Source organism: Bacillus fonticola, assembly GCF_012955605.1.
Classification (GTDB): domain Bacteria; phylum Bacillota; class Bacilli; order Bacillales; family JC228; genus Bacillus_CG; species Bacillus_CG fonticola.
This window is the reverse complement of sequence record NZ_CP052135.1, coordinates 578,243-589,303: the sequence shown is the minus strand read 5'-3', so window position 1 is coordinate 589,303 and position 11,061 is coordinate 578,243. Positions and strand designations below refer to the sequence as shown.

The following is an 11,061-nucleotide window of genomic DNA, read 5'->3' as shown; positions in this document are numbered from 1 at the left end:
GTCGATTTTCAGCAAAAAAGGTGCAAAGAAAGGGCAAAGGAAAAAATGCCCTTCCCTTTACCCGTGTAGTCCTAAACGATCAAAAATCGTTTCGACGTTTTTCAAGTGAATCGTATCGTCAAAGCACGCATCCAAGTCTTCTTTAGACAAGTTTGCTTGTACAGTTGGATCTTGTTCAAGCAAAGTGCGGAACCCGACTTGCTCTTCCCACGCGCGCATCGCATTCGGTTGTACCGTGTCATACGCTTCTTCACGTGACAGTCCTTTGTCAATTAATGTGAGCAGTACGCGTTGTGAGAAAATGAGGCCAAAGGTGCGGCTCATGTTGCGCTTCATGTTCTCTGGGTACACTGTCAAATCACGAACGATGCGACCGAAACGATTCAGCATGTAGTTCAGCGTAATCGTTGCGTCAGGCAGGATAACCCGCTCAGCAGAAGAGTGGGAGATATCCCGCTCATGCCAAAGCGCTACGTTTTCATAAGCTGTCGTCATGTAGCCACGAAGCAAGCGCGCCATGCCTGTCATATTCTCAGAGCCGATTGGATTGCGTTTATGTGGCATTGCTGAGGACCCCTTTTGTCCTGCTGCAAAGAATTCCTCCACCTCTCTCGTTTCACTCTTTTGGAGTCCACGAATTTCGACTGCCATCTTTTCGATAGATGTCGCAATCAATGCAAGTGTAGCTACGTACTGCGCGTGGCGATCTCTCTGTAGCGTTTGCGTGGAGATCGGAGCGGCTGTAAGTCCGAGTTGTTCACACACATACTGCTCAACAAATGGATCAATGTTAGCGTACGTTCCCACCGCACCAGACAACTTCCCGACTTCAATCGTCTTACGCGCTTCTTCAAGACGATGCAAGTTCCGCTTCATCTCTTCGTACCAAAGCGCGAGCTTCAGACCAAATGTTGTTGGCTCCGCGTGCACACCGTGTGTACGCCCCATCATGATCGTATATTTGTGCTCAATCGCTTTTTCCTTCAAAATCTCGATAAAATTGCGCACATCGCGTTCAATCAGGTCATTGGCCTGTTTTAATAAATAAGAGAGCGCGGTGTCCACAACGTCTGTTGAAGTGAGACCGTAATGCACCCACTTTTTCTCTTCTCCTAGTGACTCTGATACGGCTCTAGTAAACGCCACCACATCGTGTCGCGTTTCTTCTTCTATCTCAAGAATGCGGTCGATTTGAAATGAAGCCCGCTCGCGAATTTGTTTGACATCCTCTTTCGGAATAGTCCCGAGCTCAGACCAAGCTTCGCAAGCCAAAATTTCAACCTCTAACCAAGCTTGGTAACGATTTTCATCTGTCCAAATCCGACCCATTTCCTCACGTGTATAGCGTTCTATCATTGTATGGCCTCCTCTTTTACGTGCCAGATTTCCTCGTACATGCTAGATGGGATGGTGATAAACTCTTGTAAAGAAAAGGTCACATGCCCCATTTTTCTTCCCTGTCTCACATCCTCTTTACCGTACAAATGCAGCGCATGATCTGGCAGTTGTCTTGCGTGCTGTTTATAGCCTTCCATATGTTCCCCTAATAGGTTTACCATGACACCTGGTTGGTAGACGGTGATCTCTCGCAGTGGCCAGCCCATACAAGCACGTACATGTTGTTCAAACTGAGATACATTGCACATTTCCATCGTGACATGCCCGGAATTATGCGGACGCGGTGCCAATTCATTTAAGAGCACTGTGCCATCTTCCTGTACGAAAGCCTCCATCGCTAATACACCGATAAAATTGAGCGCATCTACAAGCTCGAGTGCCGATGTAGTGAGCGTTTCTTCTACCTTTGAAGTCGTGGAAGCTGGAAAAGTCGTTTTGTGCAAAATGTGATGGGCGTGCTCGTTCTCAAAAAGTGGATACACTTGCTTTTCCCCGAATTCATTTCTCGCCACAACACACGACACCTCACGCTCGAACGCAACGAACTCTTCTAGCAAACAAGGTCCATGCGCCAACAAAGTAGCTGCAGCGACTACATCTTGCTTTGATGTAATCCGTACTTGCCCCTTCCCGTCATATCCCCCCGTTCGTGTCTTTAAAACAGCCGGAAGTGGGAACTTGTCGACTGTATCATAGAGTACCTGCTCATTTTCGATGGCAGCAAATCGTACTGTAGGCAGGCCGAGCGAAGCGAATAATTGTTTTTCAAGCAAACGATCCTGCGTCGTAAGTAAAGCCTTCGTCCCTTGAGGAAAAACAGTCCGTGGCAAAGCTTCCTCCAAGGCAGGAACAGGTAAGTGCTCAAGCTCATAAGTAATTCGATCACACGATGACGCAAACCGCTGTAATGCCACCTCGTCGTCAAACGCTGCTTCAATAAACTCTGTACATATGTGAGCGGCTGGTGCATTTTTGTTCGGATCGAGAACGACTGTTTTCATCCCAAGTTGACTTGCCGCCTGTGCCATCATTTTACCGAGTTGTCCGCCACCAATGATGCCGAGTGTGTTAGGTAGATTACGAGAGTTCATAGCGCGTCTCCAATACGTTGGCTTCCGTTGCCTTTCTTATATCAATCACACGCTGACGAACGTGCGGATCTGTTACACCGATTAGCTGGGCAGCAAGCAAGCCTGCATTGACAGCTCCCGCTTTCCCGATCGCAACAGTGGCAACCGGAACTCCTCCTGGCATTTGAACGATAGAAAGAAGTGAATCCAAGCCTTGGAGGGCACGAGATTGGATCGGTACACCAATCACCGGAACCGTCGTTTTTGCAGCTACCATACCTGGCAAATGAGCAGCTCCCCCTGCACCAGCAATAATGCATGAGTACCCTGCTTCCTCAGCGCCTTCAGCGAATGAGAACAGCAAGTCTGGCGTCCTATGCGCCGATACCACTTGCTTCTCATAAGGAATATGTAACTCGTCTAGTGTTTTACATGTATGTTGCATCGTGTCCCAATCTGAGACACTTCCCATGATGACGGCTACTTTTGCCACGTGTGCTGTCATGTTCGTCCCCTCCTCTATTGTTGTACCCACTATTGATTCAAGTGGTTTCATTTATGAATACAAAAAGCCTCTGTGTAGACCCCTTCTCTCCAATAGAGAGAAAGAGGGTACACAGAGGCGTTTACAATCCGCTACTTGTCACTACGGCATCGTACAAAGGCACCGAAAAAAGGCTCCTTCGCGCACGTAGTAAGTGTGTCGACCGCTTTCCCTCATAGTCCGGTTATTTACGGTAACCGGGTAGAGACTTATGGGCCATATTCCCATCGTTATATGAGGTGTATGAAGTTGAGCCCTAGCCTTTCATTCTTAATCGTACCAAGGCATCCCGCGACTGTCAAGGTCATTTAGCGAACATTTTCACTTGTAAAAGTTTTAATTGTTCGTCTTTAACTCCCCTTGAAAGCGTATTTCACTGGAAACAGGTACCTTTTCGCCTTTTTCTTCTTTGAAAAGAGGCTTTTCCATGCGGCGAATAGGTCGATACCCTTCCCGATCCATCCGCTCCAAACAAGACGCAATGTTCTCTCCTTCTTCAACTGAAAACCATACTTTCTTTTGTTTACTCATAGTTCCTCCAGCTTACTTCTTCGGACTTGTTTCACCCAGAAACCGCCATGAATTTGCTTCGGTTCATAGCTAATAATAAACGCCTTTGGGTCCGTGCTCTTAATCATCTCATATAGCTTCAGTTCGTATTTACGTGGTGTTAAAATTTGCATCGCAATCCGATCTCGTTCACGACCATGTGCAGCCCAGCTCGTTACCCCATATCCTTGATCACGTAAGGTTGCAGGCAATTCTGTTTCATCAGTTGTTATCACGTTCACTGCGATATAGCCAAGTGCTAGCTTTTCTTCTAACTTCATCCCCACTAGCACACCCATCGCATAGCCTAGCGCATACGCGATAAGATTTTGAATTTCATTTAAATTATCTAAAACTAACCCCAGTCCGACAACATAAATGACCACCTCAAATGTACTCAAAAAAGCAGCAAGATACCGTTGTCCTTTTAAGGTCAAAATCATGCGGATCGTGAAGAAAGATACGTATACGATATTAATGAGAAGAATGATGATCATCATGACAAGTCCATTCTCTAACAAAAGAAGACCTCCTTTATGCATTGAAAAGCGCAGGCAACACGTCTTTTTAGTATTCACAAAAGTAGTCGTTTCTCACTCGAGACGTGAAATAAATGAAAAAACCTTGCACTTTGCTCCTTTGCCTCCCCATTGTACTAGAACGTACCAGGATGACAAAGGGGAAATTCTCACCAGTGCGAAGTTTTCGCTAGGACAATCTAGTCAGTTCCGCTACAATAAAATTAACCTCCTCAAGAAAGGACTATGATAGATGACTCTTCTACATGATGTTTTAGCGTACAATGAACAGTTTGTCAAAGAAAAACAATATGAAGCGTACACGACAACAAAGTTTCCCGATAAGCGCTTAGTCGTATTAACTTGTATGGATACACGACTCGTTGAGCTAGTAACAAAGGCAATGAACATGCGCAACGGAGACATTAAGATCGTTCGGAATGCCGGCGCCATGATTAACCACCCTTTTGGCAGTATAATGAGAAGTCTACTGGTAGCTGTGTATGAGCTACAAGCAGATGAAATTCTCGTCATAGGGCATCACGATTGTGGAATGTCAGCACTACAGCCGGAGAGTATCATTGAAAAAATGAAAGAACGTGGCATTACAGAAGAGACATTAAAAACTCTTCAATACTCAGGATTCGAACCAAAAAAATGGTTGCAAGGATTTGATTCTGTCGAAGAGAACGTACGCCATAGTGTCAGCATGGTCGAAAACCACCCACTCCTGCCGAATGATGTACCCGTGCATGGCTTAATCATCGATCCTGATACCGGAAAGCTAGACCTTGTTACTAGCGGTTATAAATAATAAATACCTCCACCCTCGTTTGAGAAGGTGGAGGTATTTTGTTACGACTCTACTAGCTCTGTAAAGACAACAAGTCGATCAGCACGCTCAGTCGTTTTCGGATCATATTTGCCGACACACGTGATCAGATTCAGCTTCTTGGCATAGGATGATCCAAAAATATCATCTAACGGTGCATCTAGTCGAGGATACGTTTCCTTCCTTGTCACTTCAAATGTGAGCTTCTCCCCGTCATCACCCGTTACAAAGACTTGATCCCCCACCTTCAACTTCTTCAAATCATAGAAGACAGCGGGACTAACTAAATCGTCGACGTGACCAGCCATCACGGCATTTCCCCGTTCTCCTGGCATCGACCCAGGTGCAAACCAAGCCACATTATCCGTATCTTTTGGCACACCCATTCTTCCATCAGGCAATACACCCGTTTTTTCAACGTTAGTCGATACATCAATGGCTGGAATCTCTAGTATAACAGGGACAATAGTGGGTTGCTCTGTACGAAAAGCATCTTCAAAAGAGGTAGACGCCGCTTCCACTTCAAGTTTCTCCGTCTCTGACTGCCTCTCTTTCCCCTGTTCGAATGAAGCGGGGACTTGAGACTGCTCCCCGCCTGTTTTACTTGTAGAAGATCCTCCTCCTGCACAGCCCACTAGAAGAATCCCTAGTACGACTAACATAAGCGACGTTTTCACATCTTTTCAGCCCCTCTCTACACAGTCGTATTACTCATTTTTTCCTCCAGTTACACGTTTCATGGCAAACACGCCCGCTGCTGCCAATAGAGCAGCAAGACTTACCCACACCCATGCAAAAGATTCATCTTGAGCTGTACCACCTAAACCAGTTTTCGGCATTTCAGTAGGCATTTTTGTAGCTACAAAGTTTTCAGGGAACTGATCAACAAATGCTGCTGAAAGTCCTTTAGCTGGGTTGAGCATATGAGCATAAGCTGTACGAACGTTTTCATAGGCAGTTGCATAGTCCTCAACTACATAAGAATCAAAAGCTGTAATGAGTTTGTCTACATGCATTTGCAATCCTTCTGATAATCCCTCTGCCACAACGCGACCTTCTGTTGCTGTTTCGATGAACGCTGAGAATTCAGCACGGTAGTTGTTTAGTGCTTCGATAGCTGCTGTTTTTGCTTCTTCATCTTCAGCACCTGTAGCCGTTACATATTCTACAAAGTTCCCAATGTGAGCCGCCCACATTTCTTCAAACTGTGTCCCCGCTTCTTCCCCGTAAACAGAAGCAATCGCTGCAGACAAGTCAGTCGTGTTAGCTGCTAGTGCATTTGCAGACGCTTCAAAGTCTGCTGACCCGTCAATACCGTTTTGCATGGCTGTCACCGCAAGACCCGCATGCTCGGTTAATAGATAGTTCAAATTAGAACGCAAGTCTGCAGCAGGTGTATCTGCAGTTGTGTTTTCGAATTTATCTGGGAACTGATCAACAATCGCATTGGATAGCCCGTCACTGACACCGTATATATGGCTTATTGCTTTACGACCATATTCATACGCCTTATCAAAGTCTTCTGCAGCAAATGCATCAAAAGCACCTATTAGCTGGTTAACATGCATTTGTAATCCCTCAGCAAGCGCCCCTGCCTCTAAGCGTTCACCTGTGGCTGATGCAAGAAAGTTAGAGAATTCCTCTCTGTAATTATCTAAGTTTGCTAATGCTTCTTCTTTAGCTACTTGATCTTCTTCAGCCGTTGCCGTTACGTAATCAACGAAGAAACCGATATGTCGTGACCACATCTCTTCAAACTGAGTGCCTGCTTCTTCCCCGTAGACCGAAGCAATTGCCCCAGCGAGATCTGTCGTGTTTGCTGATAGTGCAGCTGCAGCCTGTTCGAAGTCCGCAGCACCTTCAGCACCCTTCCTCATAGTTTCTATTGCTAAGTATGCGTGTTCACCCAAATACCGATCAAGCGTTGTCCGAAGTTCAACAGCTGGTGTTGTTACTGAAGGCATTTCTCCATCTTGTGCCGCACTTACCATGCTGCCTGCTGTGGGTATTAGTAAAGCTAAAGAAAGCGGAACCGCTAACCACTTTTTCGTTTTTGCAGAAAATTTCATTTGCCATACACTCCTCTGTGTTTTTTCCTTTTTCACTTAGCTAACGGAAGTAAGATTACGTTTGGATCACTCTTTCTAAAAAAACACAAAATAATTTTGTATTTCATTCAGAGATGTTGACATTCAAACATATAATTGAATATAATCTAATCAAACGATGATTTGAATGATGCCGAAGGAACTTTAGAAAGAGAGGCGTAAAACTTATGGGAGAACCCCAAATAAAGATGAATAAGCTAAGTAAGGACTTCATACTAGAAGGCTTGGATTGCGCTCACTGCGCTATGAAAATTGAAGATGGAGTCAAGAAGATTAAAGGCGTTGATGATTGCTCAGTGAACTTTGCAACAAAAACACTTTCCTTACAAACAGACGCCGAAAATCAAGATGCTATCTTGTCAGACGTGAAGCAACGAGTTAAAAAGATCGAACCACATATTCAAATTCAAAACAAAGAGACGTCCACACCAAATAAAATTACAAAAAATTGGTACCTCCAAGGCTTGGATTGTGCCAATTGCGCTGCGAAAATCGAAAAAGAAGTGGGACGTCTTGAAAAGGTCAGCTCCTCAACAGTTGATTTTGTTTCTAAAAAATTGATCGTTGAAACATCTGATTCAACGCAGTGGGATCGAATCGAAACAGCAACGAAAAAAATTGTAAAACGCTTAGAACCAGACGTAGAAGTTGTCTCAGACTTAGATAAAAAAAAGCAAGGTCAAGGGGATGACCACGGAAATTCCAATACGAAACGCTTACTCATCCGCCTTGGAATTGGTGCTATTTTAGCAGGTACAGCTATGTTTGCTCCTTTAACTGGAACTATAGAGTTCATCCTCTTCCTTCTCTCTTATCTCATCGTAGGGGGAGACATTGTCCTAAGGGCAGTTAAAAACATCATCCGGGGGCAAGTGTTTGACGAAAACTTTTTAATGTCCATTGCTACCATTGGCGCCTTTTCGATTCAACAGTACGCTGAAGGTGTAGCCGTCATGTTGTTTTTCCAGGTGGGAGAATTCTTCCAAAGTCTGGCGGTCAATCGTTCTCGAAAGTCCATAGCTGACTTGATGGATATCCGTCCAGATTACGCTAACTTAAAAATAGGAAGCGAAACCAAGCGCGTGTCACCGGAAGAGATCAACATTGGGGATCACATCGTCGTAAGACCAGGTGAGAAAGTGCCTTTAGACGGAAAAATAGTCGAAGGGTATTCTATGGTGGACACTTCCGCTTTAACAGGAGAATCTGTCCCTCGTGAAGTGGAACCCGGTGATGATGCACTGGGTGGCTTCATTAACACAAATGGAGTTTTAACCATTGAAGTAACAAAGACCTATGGTGACTCCACAGTAGCGAAAATTTTGGAGTTAGTGCAAAATGCAAGTAGTCGGAAAGCGAAAACCGAAAACTTCATTTCGAAGTTCGCACGATACTATACACCATTTGTTGTCATTATCGCTGCCGCCCTTGCCTTTATACCACCTTTGATCTTGGAAGGGGCAACATTCTCTGAATGGATTTATCGAGCATTAGTTTTCCTTGTCATTTCTTGTCCATGTGCACTTGTCGTGTCTATTCCTCTTGGCTTCTTCGGAGGGATTGGTGCATCCTCAAAAATGGGCGTACTTGTTAAAGGAAGTAACTATTTAGAAGCACTAAACGATGTGAAGTATGTTGTGTTTGATAAGACAGGTACACTGACCAAAGGGATTTTTGAAGTAACAGGAATTTATCCAGCCACGTCTTTGTCCGAGGATGAACTATTAGAATATGCAGCCTTTGCCGAAGTCCATTCCAATCACCCTATTGGTCTTTCCATACGACGAGCATATGGAAAAGAGATTAGTGCGGATGATATACAAAACTATAATGAAATTTCCGGTCACGGTATCCAAGTAACCTCATACGGAAAAGAAATTTTAGCAGGAAATGCAAAGCTAATGAAAAAAGAAAACATCTCTTATGATGCGCCACAAGAAACGGGCACAATTGTTTATGTTGCCATCGATAAAGAATTCGCTGGCTATATAGTGATTTCCGATGAGATAAAAGATGACTCAGTTAAAGCGATCCAATTATTAAAAGAGCTAGGTATTAAGAAAACAGTGATGCTCACAGGGGACGCGAAAGCGGTTGGAGAAAAAATCGGACGTCAACTCGGTCTTGATGCCGTACATGCTGAACTTTTGCCACAGCATAAAGTAGAGGAAATAGAGAAATTAGACGCTCTAAAGGGGCCGAAAGAAAAAATCGTCTTTGTTGGCGATGGGATTAACGATACACCTGTACTTGCTAGAGCCGATGTTGGAATGGCGATGGGCGGATTAGGTTCAGATGCAGCAATTGAAGCAGCCGACATCGTCATCATGACAGACGAACCTTCAAAAATTGCTTCTGCGTTTAAGATCGCCAAACGCACACGCCGTATCGTTTGGCAAAATATCGTTTTTGCTTTAGCAGTGAAATTCACTTTCTTATTACTTGGTGCACTCGGATATGCAACCATGTGGGAAGCAGTTATTTCAGATGTGGGGGTAACCGTACTAGCCGTTTTAAATGCTATGAGAGTGTTAAACACAAAAAATATGTAAACATTAGTGAAAATCGCTCCTGCCTTATATAGACAGGAGCGGTTTTTTAGATTGATGAACTGAATATTAGAATAACAACTTCAAATTGTCGTAAGATTTATTTGAGTTCTAACATGAAAAGAAAGCCCGTTGTCACGGACTTTCCTAAAAGTTAGCACTAAGGACAACAACTCCCTCTGGTGCTACATTATCTGGCTCTGGCTCCAACGTAATGGCTAACGTGACATATTCTCTTCCTTCTAGTACGACTTGTTCCTGTACCGCGCCAATTCCACGCTCATTCGGTATAAAGGTACCCGCTCGAACAGGATTACCGTCTTTATCAATAAGCCAAACTTGGTAGGCTTCACTTCCTTGAAGTGGCTCGAGGTTTTCCGCTTGAATAAGTAGCGTCATCGCTTCATTCTGCTCTACCATAGCAGCAGATGCAACTCCTTGAAACGTTTGAGATGGTGTTAAATCCGTTGCCATAAATGTTGTAGCAGCATCTACAAAAGCCACTTCTCCTGGGTTCTGCTCTCCTTCATCTGTAACAGAAGATAACAAAACTGCATTCCCAATTAACGAGAAGAGTAATGCTGCAGCCATCGTTGGCATAACCCAGCTTTTCTTCTTAGGATTAGCCTTTGTCATTGGCACTGGCTCACTTACATGATGCTCTTCCTCTACTACAACACCCGTATGCTCCTCAGCAGCTAATACATTTCCTAAAATTCGTTCCTTCATGCCCGCGTTTGGCTCCACAGGGTCGACAGAGTAAGGAAGGTCTTCTGTAATAAGTTTCCATTCATTCAACTCTTCCTGACAAGCTTCACACGACTTCAAATGATCTTCAAAGGCCTTTTTCTCTATTGGCTCTAGTTGATCATTAAAATAATCGATCAATTGATTACATGCTTCACTCATACCTCTGTCCCCCTTTCTCGATAAGCTTGCATCCCTTGTTGTAAATGGTTTAGTGCTAATCGCAACCGTCCCTTTACCGTTCCTAAAGGTAATCCCATCCGCTCACTAATTTCTCTTTGGGTAAATCCCTTGAAATAAAACAATTCAATAACCTCTTGTTGTTCTTGTGACAAAGCACTCACCGCTTGTTGAATTTCTTCCTTTCGCTCTTTCCACTCTGCCAATTGCTCTGCAGATGGCTCTGGATCTTGCGCGTCATCACGAGCGTCTAACGTAAATTCTTTATCAGAACGCTTGCGGATTAAATCAATAGCCGTATGGCGTTGCACAGTCAATAACCAAGAAGAAAACTTCCCCTTCGTCGGATCGTACAGTCCAGGCTTCGTCCATAACTTCATAAACACTTCTTGAACCGCCTCCTCAGCTAAGGAGCGGTCCTGGCAAACCCGGAATGCCAGTGAAAACAGTAGTTTCTCATACTGTGTATATAGACGTTCTAACGCATCTTGATCTCTTTGAACAACAAGTTGATACAATTCTATATCCGTCATCCCAGTCTCCTCTAAACTAGCCTTAGTACATCT

General features: G+C 44.3%; 11 protein-coding genes and 1 riboswitch. Of the genes, 2 read left to right on the top strand and 9 right to left on the bottom strand.

The window, feature by feature from the left end; genetic code table 11:
• Nucleotides 1–57 precede the first annotated feature (57 nt).
• From purB to HHK01_RS02855, 5 genes are all read right to left on the bottom strand, one after another.
• Nucleotides 58–1,356, bottom strand: coding sequence for an adenylosuccinate lyase (purB, locus tag HHK01_RS02875; RefSeq protein ID WP_170006335.1), 1,299 nt, complete (start codon nucleotides 1,354–1,356; stop codon nucleotides 58–60).
• Complete coding sequence (purK, locus tag HHK01_RS02870; protein ID WP_170006334.1) at nucleotides 1,353–2,489, bottom strand: 5-(carboxyamino)imidazole ribonucleotide synthase; 1,137 nt, start codon at nucleotides 2,487–2,489, stop codon at nucleotides 1,353–1,355. The genes purB and purK overlap by 4 nt, the downstream gene beginning before the upstream one ends.
• Nucleotides 2,476–2,973 (bottom strand): 5-(carboxyamino)imidazole ribonucleotide mutase, encoded by a 498-nt coding sequence (gene purE / locus HHK01_RS02865; protein ID WP_170006333.1) that lies wholly within the window; start codon nucleotides 2,971–2,973, stop codon nucleotides 2,476–2,478. The genes purK and purE overlap by 14 nt, the downstream gene beginning before the upstream one ends.
• A 195-nt stretch (nucleotides 2,974–3,168) precedes the next feature.
• Nucleotides 3,169–3,270: riboswitch (purine riboswitch) on the bottom strand.
• A 78-nt stretch (nucleotides 3,271–3,348) separates the two neighbouring features.
• Complete coding sequence (locus HHK01_RS02860; RefSeq protein ID WP_170006332.1) at nucleotides 3,349–3,543, bottom strand: NETI motif-containing protein; 195 nt, start codon at nucleotides 3,541–3,543, stop codon at nucleotides 3,349–3,351.
• Entirely contained in the window at nucleotides 3,540–4,082 is a 543-nt protein-coding gene (locus HHK01_RS02855) for a DUF2179 domain-containing protein (protein WP_170006331.1), read from the bottom strand. The genes HHK01_RS02860 and HHK01_RS02855 overlap by 4 nt, the downstream gene beginning before the upstream one ends.
• Before the next feature lie 250 nt (nucleotides 4,083–4,332).
• Between HHK01_RS02855 and HHK01_RS02850 the strand changes: the two genes are divergently transcribed.
• Nucleotides 4,333–4,893: a beta-class carbonic anhydrase gene (locus HHK01_RS02850; protein WP_170006330.1), complete on the top strand. Its 561-nt coding sequence runs from the start codon at nucleotides 4,333–4,335 to the stop codon at nucleotides 4,891–4,893.
• Between the two features lie 41 nt (nucleotides 4,894–4,934).
• Here the strand turns inward: HHK01_RS02850 and HHK01_RS02845 are convergent, their stop codons facing one another.
• Nucleotides 4,935–5,588 carry a class F sortase gene (locus tag HHK01_RS02845; protein ID WP_170006329.1) on the bottom strand — a complete coding sequence of 218 codons (654 nt, stop codon included), beginning with the start codon at nucleotides 5,586–5,588 and terminating at the stop codon, nucleotides 4,935–4,937.
• A gap of 30 nt (nucleotides 5,589–5,618) precedes the next feature.
• Entirely contained in the window at nucleotides 5,619–6,980 is a 1,362-nt protein-coding gene (locus HHK01_RS02840; RefSeq protein WP_170006328.1) for a copper amine oxidase, read from the bottom strand.
• Nucleotides 6,981–7,207: 227 nt separating this feature from the next.
• Between HHK01_RS02840 and HHK01_RS02835 the strand changes: the two genes are divergently transcribed.
• Nucleotides 7,208–9,571 (top strand): heavy metal translocating P-type ATPase, encoded by a 2,364-nt coding sequence (locus HHK01_RS02835; protein ID WP_228027633.1) that lies wholly within the window; start codon nucleotides 7,208–7,210, stop codon nucleotides 9,569–9,571.
• A 144-nt stretch (nucleotides 9,572–9,715) separates the two neighbouring features.
• Here the strand turns inward: HHK01_RS02835 and HHK01_RS02830 are convergent, their stop codons facing one another.
• Entirely contained in the window at nucleotides 9,716–10,477 is a 762-nt protein-coding gene (locus HHK01_RS02830; protein WP_170006326.1) for an anti-sigma factor, read from the bottom strand.
• Nucleotides 10,474–11,028 (bottom strand): RNA polymerase sigma factor, encoded by a 555-nt coding sequence (locus tag HHK01_RS02825; RefSeq protein WP_170006325.1) that lies wholly within the window; start codon nucleotides 11,026–11,028, stop codon nucleotides 10,474–10,476. The genes HHK01_RS02830 and HHK01_RS02825 overlap by 4 nt, the downstream gene beginning before the upstream one ends.
• Between the last annotated feature and the right edge of the window lie 33 nt (nucleotides 11,029–11,061).

Coding starts and splice junctions, on each gene's coding strand:
- HHK01_RS02835 (WP_228027633.1), top strand. CDS start 7,208: ATGAATAAGCTAAGTAAGGACTTCATACTAGAAGGCTTGGATTGCGCT.
- HHK01_RS02840 (WP_170006328.1), bottom strand. CDS start 6,980: ATGAAATTTTCTGCAAAAACGAAAAAGTGGTTAGCGGTTCCGCTTTCT.
- purE (WP_170006333.1), bottom strand. CDS start 2,973: ATGACAGCACACGTGGCAAAAGTAGCCGTCATCATGGGAAGTGTCTCA.
- purB (WP_170006335.1), bottom strand. CDS start 1,356: ATGATAGAACGCTATACACGTGAGGAAATGGGTCGGATTTGGACAGAT.
- HHK01_RS02860 (WP_170006332.1), bottom strand. CDS start 3,543: ATGAGTAAACAAAAGAAAGTATGGTTTTCAGTTGAAGAAGGAGAGAAC.
- HHK01_RS02850 (WP_170006330.1), top strand. CDS start 4,333: ATGACTCTTCTACATGATGTTTTAGCGTACAATGAACAGTTTGTCAAA.
- purK (WP_170006334.1), bottom strand. CDS start 2,489: ATGAACTCTCGTAATCTACCTAACACACTCGGCATCATTGGTGGCGGA.
- HHK01_RS02825 (WP_170006325.1), bottom strand. CDS start 11,028: ATGACGGATATAGAATTGTATCAACTTGTTGTTCAAAGAGATCAAGAT.
- HHK01_RS02830 (WP_170006326.1), bottom strand. CDS start 10,477: ATGAGTGAAGCATGTAATCAATTGATCGATTATTTTAATGATCAACTA.